20 protein-coding genes are annotated in these 19,759 nt (G+C 59.0%); 7 read left to right on the top strand and 13 right to left on the bottom strand.

The window, feature by feature from the left end; all coding sequences use genetic code 11:
• Both cyoE and ptaA read left to right on the top strand, forming a co-directional pair.
• A complete protein-coding gene (gene cyoE, locus HU722_RS24425) occupies positions 1-888 on the top strand; it encodes a heme o synthase (RefSeq protein ID WP_049711593.1) in 888 nt (295 codons plus the stop codon).
• A gap of 149 nt (positions 889-1,037) precedes the next feature.
• A complete protein-coding gene (gene ptaA / locus HU722_RS24420; protein WP_065890024.1) occupies positions 1,038-2,132 on the top strand; it encodes a pyoverdine biosynthesis transaminase PtaA in 1,095 nt (364 codons plus the stop codon).
• Positions 2,133-2,264: 132 nt separating this feature from the next.
• Here the strand turns inward: ptaA and HU722_RS24415 are convergent, their stop codons facing one another.
• The 3 genes from HU722_RS24415 to HU722_RS24405 all read right to left on the bottom strand — a co-directional run bounded on the left by HU722_RS24415 (position 2,265) and on the right by HU722_RS24405 (position 5,392).
• The gene (locus tag HU722_RS24415) at positions 2,265-2,984 is read right to left on the bottom strand and encodes a hypothetical protein (RefSeq protein ID WP_065880732.1); all 720 of its coding nucleotides are present in this window, start codon (positions 2,982-2,984) and stop codon (positions 2,265-2,267) included.
• 172 nt (positions 2,985-3,156) lie between these two features.
• Positions 3,157-4,410, bottom strand: coding sequence for a 2-aminoadipate transaminase (locus tag HU722_RS24410; RefSeq protein ID WP_065890022.1), 1,254 nt, complete (start codon positions 4,408-4,410; stop codon positions 3,157-3,159).
• Between the two features lie 88 nt (positions 4,411-4,498).
• Positions 4,499-5,392: a LysR substrate-binding domain-containing protein gene (locus HU722_RS24405; protein ID WP_065874488.1), complete on the bottom strand. Its 894-nt coding sequence runs from the start codon at positions 5,390-5,392 to the stop codon at positions 4,499-4,501.
• Positions 5,393-5,536: 144 nt separating this feature from the next.
• Here HU722_RS24405 and HU722_RS24400 point away from each other — a divergent pair, with 144 nt between their 5' ends.
• Positions 5,537-6,565 carry an amino acid ABC transporter substrate-binding protein gene (locus tag HU722_RS24400; RefSeq protein WP_065874489.1) on the top strand — a complete coding sequence of 343 codons (1,029 nt, stop codon included), beginning with the start codon at positions 5,537-5,539 and terminating at the stop codon, positions 6,563-6,565.
• 51 nt (positions 6,566-6,616) lie between these two features.
• Here the strand turns inward: HU722_RS24400 and HU722_RS24395 are convergent, their stop codons facing one another.
• The 3 genes from HU722_RS24395 to HU722_RS24385 all read right to left on the bottom strand — a co-directional run bounded on the left by HU722_RS24395 (position 6,617) and on the right by HU722_RS24385 (position 10,899).
• Positions 6,617-7,630 (bottom strand): diguanylate cyclase domain-containing protein, encoded by a 1,014-nt coding sequence (locus tag HU722_RS24395; RefSeq protein WP_065890021.1) that lies wholly within the window; start codon positions 7,628-7,630, stop codon positions 6,617-6,619.
• Between the two features lie 137 nt (positions 7,631-7,767).
• Complete coding sequence (locus HU722_RS24390; RefSeq protein WP_065890019.1) at positions 7,768-9,660, bottom strand: alkaline phosphatase D family protein; 1,893 nt, start codon at positions 9,658-9,660, stop codon at positions 7,768-7,770.
• A 450-nt stretch (positions 9,661-10,110) separates the two neighbouring features.
• The gene (locus HU722_RS24385) at positions 10,111-10,899 is read right to left on the bottom strand and encodes an MlaA family lipoprotein (RefSeq protein WP_065890017.1); all 789 of its coding nucleotides are present in this window, start codon (positions 10,897-10,899) and stop codon (positions 10,111-10,113) included.
• 164 nt (positions 10,900-11,063) lie between these two features.
• Between HU722_RS24385 and HU722_RS24380 the strand changes: the two genes are divergently transcribed.
• Positions 11,064-11,774: a response regulator gene (locus tag HU722_RS24380; RefSeq protein WP_065874494.1), complete on the top strand. Its 711-nt coding sequence runs from the start codon at positions 11,064-11,066 to the stop codon at positions 11,772-11,774.
• The gene (locus HU722_RS24375; RefSeq protein ID WP_065874495.1) at positions 11,771-13,090 is read left to right on the top strand and encodes a sensor histidine kinase; all 1,320 of its coding nucleotides are present in this window, start codon (positions 11,771-11,773) and stop codon (positions 13,088-13,090) included. The genes HU722_RS24380 and HU722_RS24375 overlap by 4 nt, the downstream gene beginning before the upstream one ends.
• A gap of 61 nt (positions 13,091-13,151) precedes the next feature.
• On the opposite strand, the gene HU722_RS24370 is transcribed toward HU722_RS24375, so the two are convergent.
• From HU722_RS24370 to HU722_RS24360, 3 genes are all read right to left on the bottom strand, one after another.
• The gene (locus HU722_RS24370) at positions 13,152-15,395 is read right to left on the bottom strand and encodes an ATP-binding protein (protein ID WP_065890016.1); all 2,244 of its coding nucleotides are present in this window, start codon (positions 15,393-15,395) and stop codon (positions 13,152-13,154) included.
• Positions 15,392-16,006, bottom strand: coding sequence for a biliverdin-producing heme oxygenase (locus HU722_RS24365; RefSeq protein ID WP_065890015.1), 615 nt, complete (start codon positions 16,004-16,006; stop codon positions 15,392-15,394). The genes HU722_RS24370 and HU722_RS24365 overlap by 4 nt, the downstream gene beginning before the upstream one ends.
• Before the next feature lie 195 nt (positions 16,007-16,201).
• Entirely contained in the window at positions 16,202-16,582 is a 381-nt protein-coding gene (locus tag HU722_RS24360) for a response regulator (RefSeq protein WP_065874498.1), read from the bottom strand.
• A 175-nt stretch (positions 16,583-16,757) separates the two neighbouring features.
• Between HU722_RS24360 and HU722_RS24355 the strand changes: the two genes are divergently transcribed.
• Together HU722_RS24355 and HU722_RS24350 are read left to right on the top strand one after the other, a co-directional pair.
• The gene (locus HU722_RS24355; protein WP_065874499.1) at positions 16,758-17,141 is read left to right on the top strand and encodes a c-type cytochrome; all 384 of its coding nucleotides are present in this window, start codon (positions 16,758-16,760) and stop codon (positions 17,139-17,141) included.
• A 79-nt stretch (positions 17,142-17,220) separates the two neighbouring features.
• Complete coding sequence (locus HU722_RS24350; RefSeq protein WP_065890013.1) at positions 17,221-17,796, top strand: hypothetical protein; 576 nt, start codon at positions 17,221-17,223, stop codon at positions 17,794-17,796.
• Here HU722_RS24350 and HU722_RS24345 read toward each other — a convergent pair.
• The 4 genes from HU722_RS24345 to HU722_RS24330 all read right to left on the bottom strand — a co-directional run bounded on the left by HU722_RS24345 (position 17,735) and on the right by HU722_RS24330 (position 19,755).
• Positions 17,735-18,307, bottom strand: a complete 573-nt coding sequence (locus tag HU722_RS24345; RefSeq protein WP_345945868.1) for a hypothetical protein — start codon at positions 18,305-18,307, stop codon at positions 17,735-17,737. The two genes, HU722_RS24350 and HU722_RS24345, sit on opposite strands and share 62 nt — an antisense overlap.
• 4 nt (positions 18,308-18,311) lie before the next feature.
• On the bottom strand, positions 18,312-18,599 hold the full coding sequence (locus HU722_RS24340) for a colicin E3-like toxin immunity protein (protein ID WP_065890011.1): 288 nt from the start codon (positions 18,597-18,599) through the stop codon (positions 18,312-18,314).
• A 250-nt stretch (positions 18,600-18,849) separates the two neighbouring features.
• Positions 18,850-19,473 (bottom strand): DUF3916 domain-containing protein, encoded by a 624-nt coding sequence (locus HU722_RS24335; protein ID WP_065880741.1) that lies wholly within the window; start codon positions 19,471-19,473, stop codon positions 18,850-18,852.
• A gap of 24 nt (positions 19,474-19,497) precedes the next feature.
• Positions 19,498-19,755, bottom strand: a complete 258-nt coding sequence (locus tag HU722_RS24330; RefSeq protein WP_065874503.1) for a colicin E3-like toxin immunity protein — start codon at positions 19,753-19,755, stop codon at positions 19,498-19,500.
• Between the last annotated feature and the right edge of the window lie 4 nt (positions 19,756-19,759).

Here is a 19,759-nt window from a genome sequence, read left to right as displayed (position 1 = left end):
ATGTCGCTTAAGCACTTTATCCAAATCACCAAACCGGGGATCATTTTCGGTAACGTGCTTTCTGTGGCGGGCGGTTTCTTCCTGGCCTCCAAGGGACATGTCGATCTGGCCATCTTCCTGGCTGCAATGATCGGCACCTCCCTGGTGGTAGCTTCCGGATGTGTGTTCAACAACTGCATCGACCGCGACATCGACATCAAGATGGAGCGCACCAAGAACCGCGCGCTGGTACAGGGGCTGGTTTCCCTGAAGCTGGCGCTGCTGTTCGCGACCGTCCTGGGTGTTGCCGGTGTGGTGCTGTTGTACAAGGTGGCTAACCCGCTGGCGGCGCTGTTTGCCGTGATCGGCTTTGTCATCTACGTCGGCCTCTACAGCCTGTACCTCAAGCGCAAGTCGGTTCACGGCACGCTGGTGGGCAGTCTGTCGGGGGCGATGCCGCCGGTCATTGGTTATGTGGCTGTGACCAATAGCTTCGACATGGCCGCGCTGGTGCTACTGGTGATGTTCAGCCTGTGGCAGATGCCGCATTCCTACGCCATCGCGATTTTCCGCTTCAATGACTACCTGGCTGCGTCGATTCCGGTTTTGCCGGTTAAACGTGGCATCCAGGTCGCCAAGAAACACATCCTGCTGTACATCCTGGCCTTCCTTGTGGCGACCTTGATGTTGACCTTCAGTGGCTACGCCGGCATGAGCTACCTCGCTGTCGCCGCCGCCATGGGCATGTACTGGTTGTACATGGCCTGGACCGGCTACAAGGCGGTGGATGACACCGTCTGGGCGCGCAAGCTGTTCGTGTTCTCGATTTTCACCATCACCGCGCTCAGCGTGATGATGTCCCTGGATTTCCAAGTGCCGAAAGAGCTGTTGCTGACCTACGCTCACTGAGTGGTCCCGCAGTGAAAAAGCCCCGCCTTCGAGAGAAGCGCGGGGCTTTTTCTTGGGCGCTCGGTTAAATCGGCCGACGCCTTTCTCGTCATACACTTTTGTACGAGCTGTGCGAATCCATCACCCGCCCTACAACAAGGAGTTGTCATATGGTCAGCGTAAGTCGTCGGTCCCTTCTCGCCGTGGGCGCCGCCCTGCCATTGCTGGGGCGCCTGGATTGGGCGGTTGCGGCGCCGTCGCCGGCAACGTCTGACAAGGTGCGGCTCAACTACAACGAAAGCCCCTACGGCCCTTCAGGGGCTGCGCGGGAGGCGATGCAGCGGGGCATCGCCACCTCCGGACGTTATCCTTACGGCCATATGTATGCGTTAGCCGGGCTGTTTGCCCAACAGCAGGAAATTGCCGAGGAACAGGTGGCGGTATTTGCAGGCTCGATGGCGGCTTTGCGCTATGCCGTATTGGCATTCACCAGCGAAACCCGTGGCCTGGTGATGGCCACGCCGTCCTACGAAGTGCCGCGCCAGGCGGCCGAGTCGAACAAGGCGCCGGTGAAGGAAGTCAGTCTGAGCGCCGACCACGCCCACGACATCCCGGCGATGCTCGCCGCCGATCCCCAGGCGGGCATGCTCTACCTGTGCAACCCCAATAACCCCACTGGCACTGTCACGTCTACCGAGGCCATCCGCCAGGCACTGGCAAACAAACCCAAAGGCAGTGTGCTGGTGGTGGACGAGGCCTATATCGACTTCGCCGACGTCCCCAGCGTTGTCAGTTGGGTCAAGGACCATGACGACCTGCTGGTGCTGCGCACGTTCTCGAAAATCTACGGCATGGCCGGCGCCCGTCTGGGTCTGGCAATCGGCCACCCTGCGCTGCTGGAGCGGCTGGCCGTGTTTGGCGGCGACAACGTACCGGCAGGTTCCACCCTGCTCGGCGGCATTGCCAGCCTGGAAGACGTGAAACTGCTGCCGCAACGCAAGGCGCTCAATAACCAGCTGCGTGACGAGACCGTGGCCTGGCTGAAAGGCCGTGGTTTCACCTGCACCGCCTCCCAGGCCAACTGCTTCATGATCGACGTGAAGCAACCGGCGCAGCAGGTGATCGAGCAGTTGGCGGCGCAGGGCGTGCTGATCGGCCGGGTGTTTAAAGGCTGGCCGCAGTGGGTGCGGGTGACGGTGGGGGACAAGCGTGAGATGGCGCGGTTTCGGGAAGTGTTTGCAGCACACGTCGAACGGGTCAGTTGACACAGCACAGATCAAATGTGGGAGCTGGCTTGCCTGCGATTGCATCACCTCGGTTTCACTGATGTACCGAGGCGTCTGCATCGCAGGCAAGCCAGCTCCCACACTTGATTCTGCGGTGTAGCTTGCTACGAGTTACTGCTGCGCGATGCTGTACCCATCAAACGCCGTCTGCTGTTGCAGCGCAGTAATCACGCTTTTGCGGCTCAACGGCTGTTCAGCACCGGTGTTGTCCACAAAGCTTTCAACCGTAAGCTCCGCTTCATCGCCTTCACCCACAAAGCTGAAGCCAAGGAACTCAAACGCCTCACGGTCAACGTTCAGCTTCGAGCGTGGCGTGCGCAGTGGCAGGGTGACGCTGATGCCATCCTTGCTGATCACAAACACTTCGGCTTCTTTCTTGGGCCGTGAAGCCTTGCTCTTGCCGGCGCTTGGGTTGCTGATGGCCTGGTGGCTCTGGTTCAGCACCTTCAACGCCAGGCCGTAGACCAGCTCCTGGAACTCGGGGTCGTCCTTGAAGCTCGACAGGATGCGGCTGATCGAGAACTGGCTGCTCAGGTTCTCCAGGGCTGCATTGTCGGCCGCCTCGGCGTCTTTCAATTGCTTGAGCTGGCCCATCAGGTCGTAGGCCTTGTCGTCGTCGAAGGCATCGTGGGCCTGGCGGATAGCCACGCGCAGTTCGCGGATCTGGTCGCTTTCCTTGGACGTGTGGAAAGCGTCCAGCACCATCTCGCTGATGATCTTGGCCGCTGGCAGATGCTGTGAAAGATTGATGGCGTTTTCGTACTCGGCTTTGGCGTGCAAGGCGACTACGGTTTCTTCGGCGGATTCTTCGATGGTGTAGGAATCGGGCATTGAAATTTCACTACTTCAGTAAACGAGGACAAAAAAGCGTCGGGCATTTTCAGGGGGGAGGGGGATCAGGTCAAGGCAGCACAATGCCCTTATCCCGACGTTACCCCGGCAGCGCCCGTTGCAGCCGGACTGCCCGCCTGCAAAACAGACCTACGGTAAACCCCGGCCTTCCTTACTGGGACAAGTGTCTCAGGCACGCTTGGAGGATATCCAAGCCCTCCTCCAACACTGCCGGTTCAATCGTCAGCGGTGCCAGTAAACGGATGATATGCCGCGACTTGCCGCTGGGCATTAGCAACAACCCGGCATCCCGTGCCAGGCCCAACAGTTGAGCAAGCTGTTTCGGTGCGGGTGTGCCATCGGCGTTCGCCAGCTCGATGCCGCGCATGGCGCCGACGCCGGTCAGGCGGCCGAGGTAGGGCGTGAGGCCTTGTGCGCACCAGGCTTCATAGCGGCGAACGATGGCTTCTTGCTGTTGCGCTCCCCAAGTGTTCAGGTGCTCATCTGTCATTGCGTCAAGGGTGGCTAATGCTGCGGCACACGCAATAGGGTTGCCGGAATATGTGCCGCCCAGGCCGCCCTTCGGCAGGTTGTCCATCAACACCTTGCGCCCCACTACGGCGCCCAGCGGTACACCCCCGGCGATGCTTTTACCCAGCAGGATCAAGTCCGGTTCGATCCCCAGGCGTGAGAACGCAAAACGTTGGCCGGTACGGCCAAAGCCGGATTGGATTTCATCGGCAATCAGCAGGATGTTCTTCTCATCGCAAAAGCGCCGAAGAGCCTGGGCGAACTGGATATCCAGTGCGAGGAACCCCCCTTCGCCCTGCACCGGTTCGATAATGAAACAGGCCACATCGTTGACGTCGATTTCTACGCTGAACAAGCGGTCCATGGCCTTCAGTGCCTCAGCGCAGGTCACGTCGTTATCAGCGCTGGGGTAGGGCAGGTGGTACACCGGGCCGGGCAGTACACCGACCTTTTGTTTGTAGGGCGCGACCTTGCCGTTGAGGTTGAGCGTGGCCAGGGTGCGGCCGTGGAAGGCACCGTCAAATGCAATCACCGCCGTACGGCCGGTAGCGCCGCGCACGATCTTCAGCGCGTTTTCCGCCGCCTCCGCGCCGCTGTTGGTGAGCATGCCGCTGACTGGGTAGCCCACCGGGATAAATGCGCTCAGGCGCTCCATCAGTTCGATGTAGGGCGCGTGCGGGGCGGCGTTGAACGCGTAGTGGGTCAGTTTGGTCGCTTGTTCACGAATTGCCTCGACCACGCCCGGGTGGCAGTGGCCGAGGTTGAGCACACCGATGCCGCCAACAAAGTCGATATAGCGTTTGCCCGAGGTGTCCCAGACTTCGGCGTTTTTCCCGTGGCTGAGGCTGATGGGATGAACGATGGAAATCGATTGGCTGATGGTTTCGTGGCTCATGAATCGGGGACTCGGCAGTGACGGGCGTCTTTTATCTAAGCTGGGCGCCCGCCCTTGTCGCAAACGAAATAAAGTCGCCGGGTCATTATTAAAAGTCGGGATGTGCGTGAATGTAGTCCACCATCCAGTTCAGGAAGGCCTTCACTTTGGGGACCTCGCCGGCATGCTCGGCATGGGCGATAAAGTGCGCGCCGCTGCTGGGCATTGCGTAGTCCCACGCAATCATCAGGCTGCCCTGGGCCAACTCTTCGGCCACCAGGTACTGCGGCACCAACGCTACGCCGTAGCCCGATTGTGCTGCGCGAATGCACATGTAGAACGTGTCGAAACGCGGCCCGTGGTAGCTGTTCTGCGAGTGCAGCCCCTGTTCGAGGAACCATTCGTGCCAGGCTTCCGGGCGCGAGGTGCATTGCAGCAACGTGTGGCGCGACGAAGCATCGCTGCCTTCGGCGACAAAGCCCGGTGCGCACACCGGCACCACGGCTTCACGGAACAGCTCAATGCACGTCGCGCCCGGCCATGAGCCCTGCCCATAGAAAAACGCGATATCGGCCTTGGCCTGCAACACATCGAAAGGCTCCAGCTCGTTGCGCACATCCAAGTGGATATTCGGGTGTTTCGCCGCGAAATCCTTGAGCTTGGGCACCAGCCAGCGATCGCCGAAGGTCGGCTGCGTGGCGATGCGCAGCACTTCGGTCTCGCCGCCGTAGGTGAGGATGTAGCGGCTGGAGATGTCCACCTGGGTCAGGATTTTGTGCACTTCGGCCAGGTACAGCGACCCCGCTGGCGACAGGTACAAGCGCTGGCGAACCCGTTCGAACAGGTTGTGGCAGAGCATTTCTTCCAGCTGCGCCACCTGCTTGCTGACGGCACTCTGGGTCAGGTGCAGCTCTTCGGCGGCACGGGTGAAACTCAGGTGGCGGGCGGCGGCTTCGAAGCATTGCAAGGCCGTCATCGAAGGGGTCAAGCGTTTTGAAATCATGCAGTTCATTCCAAATCGGAAGGAGCCTTTGCCTAAAGGTCGTTTGTGGCAGCGGCGTAAAGCCGTGGATACTGCCCGGCAGCACTATAAACCGGCGCGGGCGATACGGCGCCGAATAATAAGGAATGACAGGGAGAGCCTTGCATGAACTCATTCAAAATTACGTTGGCCGCGATTGGCGCCAGCGCCGTGCTTGGCCTGGCAGGCACCGCCCACGCGGGCGCAACCCTGGACGCCATCCAGAAAAAAGGCTTTATCCAATGTGGTGTCAGCGATGGGCTACCGGGCTTCGGCGTGCCCGACAGCCAGGGCAAGATGACCGGTATCGATGTGGACGTATGCCACGCGGTGGCGGCAGCCGTATTCGGCGACGCGTCGAAAGTGAAGTTCACGCAGTTGACCGCCAAGGAGCGTTTCACGGCGCTGCAGTCCGGTGAGATCGACCTGATCTCACGCAACACCACCTGGACCAGCTCCCGTGATTCGGGCATGGGCTTAGTGTTCACCGGCGTGACCTACTACGACGGCATTGGCTTTCTGGTGAACAACAAGCTGGGCGTTACTGGCGCCAAGCAATTGGACGGCGCCACCGTGTGCATCCAGGCCGGTACTACGACTGAACTCAATGTTTCCGATTACTTCCGCACCAACGGGATGAAGTACACACCGATCACCTTTGACACCGCCGACGAAAGCGCCAAGGGCCTGGAAGCCGGGCGATGCGACGTACTCACCACCGACCAATCGGGCTTGTATGCCCAGCGAATCAAGATGGCCCACCCGGACGAGTTTGTGGTGTTGCCGGAAGTGATCTCCAAGGAACCGTTGGGACCGCTGGTGCGTAAAGGCGATGACGAGTGGTTCAGTATCGTCAAATGGACCTTGTTCGCGATGCTCAACGCCGAGGAAATGGGCATCACCTCGCAGAATGTCGAAGAGCAGGCCAAGACCACCAAGAGTCCGGACATTGCGCGGTTGCTGGGGGTTGATGGCGAATACGGCAAGGACTTGAAACTGCGCAAGGATTGGGTGGTACAGATCGTCAAGCAAGTGGGCAACTATGGCGAAGTGTTCGAGCGCAACATCGGCCAGGGCAGCGTGCTGAAAATCAAGCGCGGGCTCAATGCGCTGTGGAACAACGGCGGCATCCAATACGCGCCGCCAGTCAGATAAACGCGGTGCCGCTGCAGGCGCTGGCAAGCCCGCGCCTGCAGTGAACATTGCTCATTCGGACACGCCGTCCTTCCCCGCCGCCTTGGCGCGATACAACGCCTGATCAGCGCGCGCCATCAGGGCCGCGGGGTATTCATCCGTTAGACGCACAGCAACACCCAGGCTCAGGGTTACCTTGAAGTCGTCCCTTTGCGGGCGATTCCTGAACGTCTGGCGGATGTGTTCTGCCAGCGCCTTTGCGATGTCCAGCGAGGTTTTGGGCAGGACCAGCACAAACTCATCGCCGCCCCATCGGGCCAGCAGGTCATTAGGGCGGATACAACTTTCCAGGCATTCCACCACCCGCACCAAGGTCTGGTCGCCCACACCATGACCGTAGCGGTCATTGATCAGCTTGAAGTTATCGATGTCTATGGCAATCAATGCCAGCGGCAGGCGAAAGCGCTGGGCACGGTCGCATTCTTCGAGCAGCACTTTCTCCAGGCGATAGCGATTGGCGACCAGGGTCAGCGCATCCCTTTCGGCCAGGGAGCGATTTTCATCCAGTTGCAGCTGCAGCTGCTGATTGACCCGCGACAGCTCGCGCGTGCGTTCGGCCACCAGTGCCTCAAGCGATTGATTGCGCTTTTCCAGCTGTTCGACGGAGCATTTGCGCAGATGAATATCGCGATGGGCGCCCACCATTCGCGCCACCGAGCCGTCGGCGTTACGTGCAATCACGTAGCCGCGGTCTTCGATCCACAGGTAACTGCCCTCTTTTTTGCGGCAGCGATATTCGGCTTGGTAATGGGGGGCGCGACGGTGGATGTAGTCGTCGAACAGCTTCATCACCTGGGGGTAGTCGTCCGGGTGAATCACGTTCTCCCAGGTGAACACAGTGTTCTCTAGTGCATGGCGGTGATAGCCAAGCATTTCGTACCAGCCTGGATTGCGGTAGACGAAACCTGTGTTGGCATTCCAATCCCAGATCCCGTCACTGACCAGCTCCAGAATGGTGTGCAGCATGTCGGCGTTGAAGTGAGAGAAATCTTGCTCTAACGGATTAGTGTCGGAGGTATCGTTCATCTGCGCATTCCTTGCGTGGGCAGGCATTCAACGCCTACCACTGTTGTCGCCGATACTCCGTGGCTGGAGCCACTGTACAACGGGGCCTGGATGCTTTGAATAGGGCAGATGTACGGCGAAAGATTGATGGCAAATAGCTATTGCTTCGGCGCCACCATCCTAGTCGGCACCTTCCCATCCGCGTTGTGCTGATAAATCGCTTCAGGCTGCCCTTGTTCGTTAAAAAATACCTGGCCAATCCCCGCCGAATTCCATAACCGCTCGCCGGCTTCGGCGTGCTCCGGAATATGGGGCACCACCTGCATGGTGCGGCGGCGGGTGAACCAGTTGAGCGGCGAGCGCGGCGAGTAGAGCCAGCGATTAAGGCGGTCGAACCACTCCAGCAGGCGGGGTGGGAATTCGTTCTTGATACCGCTGCTGGTGATTTGCCAGATCCTGGGGCCGGCGTTGCGATGGCGGATCAGCACTTCGTAGACGAACGAGTAGTGCACGTCACCGGAGAGGATCACGTAGTTACCCGGCGTGCGGGAATGACGGAAGATATTGAGGATCACTTGGGCGGCTCCGCGATGGGCCATCCAGTTTTCAGCATCCACCAGCAGGGGGTGGCCGCACCAACTGAACACCTTCTGCACTGTCTCGATCAGCTTGACGCCGAAGATTGGCGCGGGCGAGACGATGATGGCCGAGGGGTGATCCAGCAGTTCCTGTTGCAGTTCGCTCAAGGCCTCCCAGTCCAGCAGGCCGGAAGGTTGTTTGAGGGTGAACTCGCTGCGCCAACGGCGAGTGCGAGTGTCGAGCACCACCAGGGCGGGGGTGGTGGGCAGTACGTAATGCCAGCGCTGGAATTTCAGCAACGTTTCGAGCAGTTCATCCTGCGCGCCCGCGTCCAAATGATTGGCTTTGGGCTGAGCCGTGAGGGCTTGGGTTTGGCTGACCAGTTCGCCAAATGCATCCGGTTGGTTGCCCCAGCCCTGGCACAGCAAATAGGCAAGCAGGGCGTTGCCGATGATGCGCTTGGAGAAAGGGTGGCCGTAGGCAGTCTCCTCCCATTGGGCGCTAAGGTTCCAGTCGTCGGTGATGTCGTGATCGTCAAAGATCATCAAGGTCGACAGGTGGGCGAATACCCGTGCGACGCCCGGTAGGCCGTCGCGAAATTTATTGATCTGTACCTGTTCGCGCGCGTAGCGCTGGTGTCTTTCTACGTTCAGCTGCGGAGGTTGAGGCGCAATCAACGTCCAGGGCGTGGGCGACCATACCAGCAAGTACATGGCGATGACTTCAGCGAATGTCACCAGATGATTGTCGGCGGTGCTGCTGGTGAAGATGGGCTTTTTTACACCCCCAAAGAAGCGTTCGCGCAGGGTTTCGTTGCTGTCCAGTGCGGGCAGCAAGTCGGCGCGATGGTAGTAGCTGGCGCTGTGCCCGTAGAGGCTGGCGCTGTCATCGACCACGGCGCCCTCCAGGTATTCATCGAACAGGCCCAGGCGTGCGATCAATGAATGTATCGCCCGCAGCATCGGCCCGGCCACATCATCGGCGTAGACCTGATCGCCGCTCATCATCAGCAGGGCTGGGCGATCGGTTGGGGTGTGGGTGTCTGCCAACAGGCGGTCGACACACAGCAAACCCTCGTCGGCACTGTAATGGGGTTTGCGGCATGAGCCATGCACCAACTGGTGAATACGGCTGTGCAATACGAAACTCGGAAGTTGGGCGTTGGCGTACAGCAGGTGCGGTGCCCAGTCGGCAATGCCGGTGTTGTCAAACAACAGGTCGTAGCTGATCGCCACGTCCAGGGGCAGTGCGTCGTCCAGTGACACGTCGATCAAATGAATAAACGCCTGGCGCCCTACGGCCACAACCTGGCACGGGTCCAGGGTGATCTCCAGTGTCTGCGTTGGCAGATGCAACTTCAGCGTCAATGCCAGTGCGCGGCTTCCCACCAGCCACAACACCAGGCGCCGAGGTTCGAGGCGCCGCAGCAGTGGGCCGGCCAGTACGGCGGGCAGTGTGTCGGGGTGCGGCATGCAGTCAAGGATTCCGGGCAGGGTTGAACCGGCAAGATTAACCCAGTGAATGTCATTGTTTTGTTAAGGGCGAGGGTACGAAGGGCCGTGCACTGCCCTCCGTATAAGGCCGATTAAAGCAGGTGGCCTTGACCCAGGCTGTCTAGCCCACCGCTGTTTTTGCCTCCGCGGTCATTGGCTGCCGTACTTCCAGGGGCAGCGGCATGCAGTTGCGTTTGTGTGTCGTCAATGCTGCGCTTCCTGCGCTGGGGCTCTGCATCATCCTTCTGCAGCGGTGGGTAGTGAAAGTGGCCCAGTGAGTGGTTGATAGCGTTAAGCATGGATGTTTCCTTCTAGTGGGTAGAGGATTACTCCGCTTGTGAAAGCGAAGTCAGGCCAAACTTATAGAGGGCGAAGCGGGGCTGCTATAAACGCGCTGCTGCAAGATATGACTGTCGTGGGGAACGCGCTTCAGAAGTCATCAGAGGCGCTGTTCGCGCAACTGTTTAGCCCGGGAGACGTCGCGCCTTCCTTGCCCTCCCGCACAAAAGTCGCGCGATTTTCCGCCACCACATTACGCAACGCGCTGTAGTAATCCGGCAGTTTTTGCAGGCTATCGGTGAGCGGCAACAGTGACGCACGGGTATCGATCGTGCCGCCGACGAGGCTGATAGTACCCAGGGTCTGCACTGTGTCGCTGTCCCCCAGCGGCGCAACCAGGAAGCTCAACACTTTGCCTGCCGCATCCCGGCTGTTACTGGTACCCAGCAATGGCAGCTCGACGATGGGCCCGTTGCCCACACCCCACACGCCGAATGTCTGGCCGAAATCGGCTGTGTGGCGCGGGATGCCCAGGCGGTCCGACACATCGAACAGCCCCACCACGCCCACCGTGGTGTTCACTGCGAAACGCCCCAGGGTATTGACTGAACGCCCTGGGTTACCTTGCAGCAGGTCGTTGATAAACACCTTTGGCTCGCTGAAGTTGCTCGCGAAGTTATGCACACCCTGTTGGAAAAAATTCGGCAGGTAACGGTAACCGCGAGCCACAGGTGCCAGGGCGTAGTTATCCACAACACGGTTGAACGCGAACACGCCCCGGTTGACCGGTTCGGCTGGGTCATACACCGGGTAGTTCACCTGTGCGCAACGAGTGGTAGGCGCTACGGGTGCCGGGCTGGCGCAGCCCGTCAGGTAAGTCACGGTCAGCAACAGCACGGCCTGGCGGGCCAGTTGCCGGGAATAGGTCAGCGAACGCATGGGCACAGTCTCCGCAAAAAGGAGGCCGATGCTGGCATTCGAGCCTTGCGCAAAGATGTCGGGTTTATTGCGCCTTTGACGCTTTATTGCACGATTGAAATATATGACGGACCGCGCCGAATGGTTTTAGATGGCACCTTGACCCAGCCCAGTGAAGCCTGCCGGTGAGCAACCTGTTAATCGTCGACGATGACCTTGAAGTCCTCGCCCTGCTGAAGAAGTTTTTCCTGCAACACGGCTACGCGGTCGAGACCGTGGCCAGTGGCACCGAATTGTGGGCGGCGATGAAGCGCGGGCCCGCCGACCTGATCATCCTCGACCTGATGCTCCCCGGCGACAACGGCTTGCTGCTGTGCCAGCGCCTACGCCAGCAATACGCCACGCCGGTGATCATGCTCACCGCCATGGGCGAACTCAGCGACCGCGTGGTGGGCCTGGAAATGGGTGCCGATGACTACCTGAGCAAACCCTTCGACGCCCGCGAGTTGCTGGCACGGGTGCGCGCGGTTTTGCGCCGGGCGGGTGAAAGCCGACCCGCGATGGGGCAGGTCGCGCGCCCGCTGATCTGTTTTGCCGGCTGGCAACTGGACGTCACGCGTCGCGAACTGCGCTCGCCTGACCACGTGATGATCCCGCTGTCTTCCGGAGAGTTCGACCTGCTGTTGGTGTTTGCCGAACACCCGCAACGGGTGCTCACCCGCGAGCAGTTATTGAACCTGGCGCGCGGGCACAGCCATGATGCGTTCGACCGCAGCATCGACGTGCAAGTGAGTCGACTGCGCCGCAAGCTGGAATTCGATACCAAGCGCCCGGCGATGATCCGCACGGTGCGTAACGGCGGCTACCAGTTCACCGCCAGTGTGACCCGCTCATGAGCCGCCGCCCACGCGACACCGTGGCCCGCTGGATCGCCCTGACCATCCTGATCGCAATGTTTACCGCGCTGGCGTTCAACGCGTTGTTCGTGCAATTGGCGGGCGTGTGGGCCAGGCCACCGCTGACCGAAACCGGGTTGCTGGAGAAGATCGCGGTGGTGGTGCGCGCAGTCGAGGCGTCCGATCCGGCGCAGCGACCGCGTCTTGCTCAGGTGATGGGCGATGGTTCTTTCAGCGTGATGTGGGCAGCGCAGCGCGCAGCGTTTGATTTGCCGGTGCTCGACGACCCGGATTTTCAATCGGGCGAACAGGCACTCAAGCATCTGCTTGAGGGGCCGACCCGGCCGATGGAGGCTTATCAACCGTCCGACTGGCCGGACGGCGATGGGCACTATGTGCTGTTGATGCAGCTGGCGGATAAGTCCTGGCTGATGTTCAGCGCGGGTACTCGCAGTTGGGGACTGGACGACGGCGCGCGCAGTCTGATTGTGGTGTTGCTCGTGTTGATCTCCACTGCGCTGGTCACCCTGGTCGCGACCCGCCGCCTGGCCCGTCCTCTACAACACTTCGCCCAGGGCGCGCGACGCTTTGGTGCGGACTTTCGCGCGCCGCCCATTGAGCCAGTGGGGCCCCACGAAATACGCCAGGCAATCCTCGCTTTCAACAGCATGCAGGCGCAGTTGCGGCACTTTATCCAGGACCGTACCCAAATGCTCGCCGCCATCTCCCACGACCTGCGCGCGCCGTTGACCCGGTTGCGTCTGCGCGGTGAGTTCATTGAGGACGCTGACCAGCAACAAAAGTTGTTTCGCGACGTGGATGAAATGCAGGCCATGATCAACACCGCCCTGGAATTCTTCCGCGACGACGCCCGCCTGGAACAAGCCACCCAACTGGACCTAGCGGAATTGCTGCAAACCCTGATCGATGACTACCGCGACCAGGCCATCGACCTGACCTTTCGCGGCCCGCCGCGCCTGGTGTATTTCGGACGCCCGCTGGGCCTCAAGCGAGTGATGACCAACCTGATGGACAACGCGATCCACTACGGCGTGGCGCCGGAAATTGAGTTGCAGCAGAAGAATGATGAGGTGGTGATTCGCGTATCGGATCGCGGGCCGGGCATTCCCGTGGAGCATCGGGAGCAGGTGTTTCTGCCGTTCTATCGCCTTGAAGGGTCACGCAACAAAAGCACGGGAGGCGTCGGGCTGGGGCTTTCTACCGCACGGGCAATTGTGCTGGAGCACGGTGGCACCCTGACCCTGGCCGAGCGCCAGGGTGGTGGGTTGGAGGCAGTAGTGGTGCTGCCGGTGTGAGATTTACCAGGCAGTGCAAAACAAATGTGGGAGCGGCGGTGCTCCCACATTTTTAACCGTGTCAGGTACGCAAGTCTTCAATCACCTTCGGCAACGTAAACCGGAATTCACTGCCCCGACCCAGCTCGCTCTCAGCGACGATCTTGCCGCCATGGGCCTGCACGATACCTTGCGTGATGTAGAGCCCCAGGCCGCTTCCGGTCGGGTTGTTATCCGCCTGGGTCCAGTAGCGATCGAACACGTGAGGCAAGTGCTCGGGTGCAATGCCTTCACCGGAATCGCGCACCGAGAAGACGATGTCTTCGTCGGTGCTCATGGCGCTGACACCGATATTGCCCTGGCGCGGAGTAAACTTGATGGCGTTGCCGATCAGGTTCGACAGCACCTGAAACAGACGCTCGGGGTCGCCGTTGATCTGCAGGCCGGGCTCGGCGTTGAACGTCAGGTCGATACCTTTTTCCATCGCCAGCGGTGCGAGCAAGGCGTAGGCCTCTTCGAACATCTGGCTCACGTCGAGTACCACTGGCTTTACCACGTAGCGTCCGGCCTCGATTTTCGAGGTGTCGAGCAAATCTTCCAGCAGCACGTTCATGCGCCCGGCGGCTTGTTGCATGGTGTCGATGGCCGAGGAAATCCGCCGTGAGGTGTGTGGGCCTTCGGAGCTGAAGGTCTTCTGCATCATGCCGCACAGCATGGAAATCACCGTCATCGGGTTGCGCAGGTCGTGGGACACCACTGCCACCAGGTCATCGCGGGCGCGCACGGCTTGTTGTTCGCGCAGTACCTGGCGGGCCAGGTCGTTTTCCAGGGCCGAGCGACGCAGGTCGTTGGCGGCGAACAGGTCGCCATGGCTCCACTTGGTGGAGATGCCTGCCATCTCGACTTTCCAGATTTCAAACGAGGTGCGTGGGCGAAGGCGTAGGCCCGCGTCGGAATTTTCCAGGTTCAGTGGCTTTTTCGGGTCGCCGCTCCAGTGGATGTTCTCTTTGACTTCCGGGCGAAACCACAGCACACCGTTGTCCACTGGCTTCGGCAGGCTCATGGCCAGGACACCGCTGGCCACCTGCTGGAAATCCGTTGCCGGCGGGTACACCGATGCCAGGTTGTGGCTGGAAAAGACAGTCTCTTCGCTCCCTTGCAACCACGCGTGCAACGCACGGATCTGCGTGGGCTCCGGGCAGTTGCCGTAGCAGTGCAGTTGCTTGTCTTCGATGATCGCCACGCCACCGGACACGGTCAGGTCCATCAGCAACTGAGGTTGCTGGGCCAGGCCGTCGAACACGCTTACGTGCGACGCTTTCATCGCTTGATCCAGCCGCGTCAGGGTCTCGACTTTCTCTTCACGCTGACGGGTCAGGTCCAAGGCCTCCATGGCGCTGATCTGCAACGACAACACCTGGCCGATAGTCTGGCAAGCGGTGCGCAGGTCATTCGGCACCAGCAGCGGTTCGCGGTTGCCGCAACTGATCAGACCCCAAAGCTTGTCGCCTTTCATCAGCGAGATGCTCATGGACGACAGCACGCCCATGTTCTGCATGTACTGGCAGTGAATTGGCGACACGCTGCGCAGGGTGGCGAAACTCAGGTCCAAGGGCTGGTCGGAGTCAGGGCGCAGCTTGGGCAACAGCGGCACCGGCTCGTAGGCGGCGTTCGGGATGATACGCAGCCAATTGGTGCGATACAGCTCACGGGCCTGCTCCGGGATGTCGGACGCCGGGAAGAACAACCCGTTGAAAAGCTCCATGGACGGCGCCGACGCTTCGGCGATCACCTGGCCGTGGCCTTCATCTTCGAAGCGGTAGATCAATACACGGTCGTAACCGGTCATGGCCTGGATTTCGGTCACGCTGATTTCGTACAGCGCTTGCAGGGTTTTCGCCGACTGCAAACGCTGCAGCATTTTGCCCAGGTCACTGGTGCGACCATTCAGCACCCGTGGGCGAAAGTCCTTGAGCCGTGGTTCGAACTCCAGCACCAGCACATTCTGATGGCGGTGCAGCAGGCCTTCGAACTCCGCGCCGTTGAGCGTGACGTGCAGCGGTGCCGCGTCGAAAAACGTATTGTTTTCGGCCATGGCGCCGACGGCATTGGCGTGCTCGGTGCCTATCAGCGTGTGCAGCGGCTGGCCCAACAACGCCTCGGGTGCGCGCCCGAACAACGTGCCGACGTTGGCGCTGACCTGGATGATATTCAGCCCCGGCTCCGATAACGTCAGCAGCACACCGTGGGGTTGGATCGCCCCCGGAAAGCGGATGGGCTCGTCGGCACAGTTGGCAAGCAGCTCTTCAAAATCTTCGGTTTTCATAGCAGTACCTTCTGGCTGTCGAGCCATTGCTCAAAGCAGCTGAATGTCGAACAGGCAGCGTCTACTGCGTGTTGCTTCGCCGGTGTGTCCAATGTCTGATGGCCCAGGTACTCAAGAAAATCTTTCCAGCGTCGACCGGTTTCGATGCCGTATACATTGAGAAATGCGCCGCCATTGTCCGCGTCCAAGTCCAGACGCTTGGCCATTTCCCGACGCAGTACCTGGCCTCCCAGCGTCGCGCCTTCCAGTACATACAGGGCGCCGAGACAGGCAGCGGGCTGGGCAAGAATCGGGAGCTCGCAGCAGCGAGGCAGGGCATCGATGGCGCGCTTATCCAGGCCGAGAGCGTGAAGATCGCTAACAAGCGTGGGCGTTTTCACACGCAGTGCTGTGTCAAAGCCTTCGGGGATCAGATCACTGTCATACAGCGCCGCTTCCATTGGCTTATAAAAGCCGTAATACGCTTGGAGCAAGCGACGGTACCCCTTGGCATCCAAGTACTCGGAAAAAAACGGCAGGCGCTTTTCCAGCGCGACATGCAGCAGTGCTGTGCCTGTGCGCAGCGCTTCCAATAAAGAGGGCGCACCAACGTCATGGGCCTGTGACTGCATTCAGTAAGCTCGAACTGTAGGCCTTTCGGCGATGAGTGACGTGCGCAAATGGACGACGATTCTACACACCTCAAGGTCATCAGCCGCACGTAATGGGCGAAAATGCTGACAAACAAATCCGAAAAGTCGCTGCTTGCTCATTCAGAGACCATAGCGCACGCCGTGAAGTTCGGCTGAGATGATGTCGCGACGCTATCAATGCATGGACAGCCCCTGCTGGGACAGCGCCGCTTGCACACAGTCGATCAGGTGCTCAGTGCTCCAGGGTTTGGGCAAGAAACGCACCGACCCACCTAGTTGTGCTGCAATCCTGGTGTTTCCGGACGTCAGCACCACCGGCACCGTTGGCCACCGATGCGCGACCACTCGGCTTAAGTCATAACCGTTAAGCAAACCTGGCATCTGCACATCGCTGACGATCAGGTGCACCGGATCAGCCTCGCGCTCCAGGTAAATCATTCCCTCATCCGCCGAAGGAAATGACGTCACTACCGCCCCACAATCTTCCAGTACATCCACCATCAACGCCCGAATGATTTCGTCGTCTTCCAATACTAATATCGATGGCTGAGCCATTTTCGTTACTCCACCATCAGGGTTCATAAGGTGGAGTGGGTCAGGAATGTAAGAGTTTCGATGCGAAGTTTTTTTGCCGATGGATGGTCATGTTGCCGCACGGTTTGGTGTATTGGGCTGGCTAGCAGGCATAATTGCACCACCGTTGCTGCCAGCACTCGATGTGGAGCCCCCCATGAAATACACCGCCTCACTGGCGCTGATTCTCGCCGCTGGTATGTCCAGCCCCCTGACCTATGCGGCGGGCGACGCCGAAGCGGGCGGCAAACTCTTCACCAAGACCTGCGGCGGCTGCCACAGTGTCGGCGAGGGCGCACGCGGTGGTTTCGGCCCTGAACTCAACGGCATCATCGGCCGACCTGCGGGGATTACCCCTGACTATCAGTATTCCGATGCGATGAAAAACTCCGGTGTGGTCTGGACCCGGGACAAACTCGCCGCCTACATCGAGGCGCCGAAGAAGGTGGTGAGTGGTACGCGGATGATCTTCTGGGGGATCAGTGATCAGGAGAAGATTGAAAACATCCTCGCGTATCTTGAGACGTTTCAGCCCAAGTGACGGCGTTGTCGGAGCGGAACATTTTGTTTAAATGCAGGTCCGTTCCTCACACCTATTTCACCGATAAGGACATCTCCCTGTGAAACGGATTGCACTGCTCTCCCTCATCACCCTGGCCCTTTGCGCCTGCCAATCCAACCAACGTGACTCATCGCCCAGCTTGTTTAAAGACGGCATTCAACTGCGCCAGAAAACCGTAGCTGTGGATGCGGAACACGCGAAAGTCATCATGAAGGCTTACGGTGGCACCAACCCCGTCCAGTTCGCCATCCGCCGCGAAGGTGACCCCGATCAACGCCTGGAAACCCTCGGTACCGTCGTGGACAACGGTGAAGGCCGGGTTTTCAACTGGATCGCCAAAGTCAACCAGACCGCGTCCAGTGCGGTGTTTAAACGCTTTCCGCAGTTGGAGATCCAGGCGGACCCCGGCAAGAAACTAACTGTATTCGGCAGGGCAGGAAGCGTGGGCAATGGGGCTTATTACAGCTGCGTGCCGCCGGAGAGCACGTTCATCCCGGAGAAGGCGAAGGTGTATCTGGTGGAGTTCCAGTTCGCGCCTAGTCGTTCGGCGTGTGCGCAGCAGGTGTTTGATATTACGGATCCGGCGAATCGGGTGTTGATTGGGGGGGAGGGGAGTGAGGTGAAGGCGAGTTAAAAGGGGTTGATTGAACGGTGGGCGTTGTCCACCGTTTGCGTGGTAGCGGTTGGGCGAAAACCACTCCGTTGAAGGTGTGGGTGCAGCAGTCGCAAAAGGGTTTCATCTGTTCGGGCGTCAGCTGTGCGTTGACCTTTTGCAGCAGGCCGGCTTCGTCGACCCATAAGCCGCTGTAGTAGCTATTTTCATCCGCTCTCACGTAATCCTGCTTGTCGCATTCATGCAGCGCAACCATCCAAAACACCGGTTCTGGACGATCCAGGCGAGCGTTGGCTTCGCTGAAAACCTGATCCCACGGGTGGCCGACTTTGGATAGGAGAAACCGGAAGAGCGGGGTGTAATCAAAGCCATGCCGTTGATGGCTATGCATCGAACCGCGGTTTGATTGTTTGTCTTTTTCGCCCTTGGTGTGACGCTCATACTGATAGGCGCGACAACTGCCGTGGCGCACGCCGTGGGTTCGGGTGTTGACTGAGCGGTAGAGGAGGGGCTTTTGCAGCGTAGGTCTCATTGCATTAAGACTCCTTCTTAGGTTGCTTTGGAGGCAGTGGCCAAGCGCCTTGGTAGCGGAAGGAAATTTGGTAGTCGAGGTAGTCGGGTTCAATCATGTGCTGGAAATACGGCTGAATAATCGTTATCCAGTTAGGCAGCATGTTGAATACATCGGCATATATCGCGGTCTCCTCGCCTAAACCCAATGCTTCAGAAACACTGTCTGGATCTGCGATATCCGCTGAATACTCATCCGCCTTCAAGTCATTGCTGTGCTTTTGGTACCACCGCAATCTGATTTTCATCAGCATTATGGAAACCTCTCTCAATCGGTAATTGCGACGGTTTTGGTGAAGACGTAACGGGGAGGCGTGGCGCTCTGCGGTGTCTTATTACAGCTGTGTGCTGGTGATGAGCACGGTTTGCTCCGTAGAAGGCAAAGGTGTCTGGTGGAGTTCATGTTCAAACTCGATTCCTCGGCGTATGTGCGGCAGGTGTCTGATATTACTGATCCGGTGAATCGGGTGTTGATTGGGGGTAGGGGCGCGAGGCGAAAGAAGGTTAAGCGGACAGACCGAACAAATGCGGATGCTGCGCTTGGAAGGACCGGAAGGTTTGATACTTCCAGTGCTCTCCGCCAGTGGCCTCATCGGCCGTGCTGACTTCGCCGAAGTACCAATGCTCTGACTCGAAGACGTTTCCTTTTTCGTCCTCATGGACAAAATGAAAGCCAACCTCGTGAAGCCCCGGCGGAACTGTCAGTCCCCATTTGCTGGCAAGGCTTCGGCCGGTAATGCGGGTTTGGCGGAAGTACTCATAGTCGAAGGGTTGGGTGTGTCCGAGATAGCGGGCTTTGTCGGTATAGATACAAACACGGCTTGAGAACATGTCCGGGACCATAATGCAGGCGACAATCCAGCATTCGGGGTCATCGTCTGATCGCGCTTCAACCAGATGGCCTGCTACTTTGATCAACTGTTGAGCGCAATGCGCCAGAATTCCCGGTGTGGTTTGATAACCTTCAACAAGATTTTCGATAACGGGGATTCTTACGTTTACGTAGTCGGGTTGCGACGGTAACTTTTCGTAAAAGCAGCCTTCGAAGCTATCTGCCCAGCGGGTCAGGGCTCTGAGATGCCTGGGAATGTTGCGGATTTTTTTGTTTGTCAGTGACAGTTTGCGCATGAAGCTGAACTCTTTAAGTTTGTGTTATTCGTTTGCATTTTCGTAATCAAACGCGATGAAGTAATCGTTTTCTGAAAGAGTAATTTCATGAGAGAAATGTGCCTGTATGAGGGGTAGCCACTCCCTCCGCAGTTCAAGCATGCCATTATTGACGTCTTCATCTGCCGACAGCCCAAGCTTAGAAATCACGGAGTAGTCATCTCCTAAGTCTGCTGAGTTCTCCGTTCCGCTCAGCCGTTCTGTGGTTCTGTCGAACCATTCCAATCTCACTTTTAGTCCCATGTAG

Origin of the sequence: Pseudomonas tritici (genome assembly GCF_014268275.3) — a bacterium.
Classification (GTDB): domain Bacteria; phylum Pseudomonadota; class Gammaproteobacteria; order Pseudomonadales; family Pseudomonadaceae; genus Aquipseudomonas; species Aquipseudomonas tritici.
This window is presented reverse-complemented; position numbering and strand designations above follow the sequence as displayed.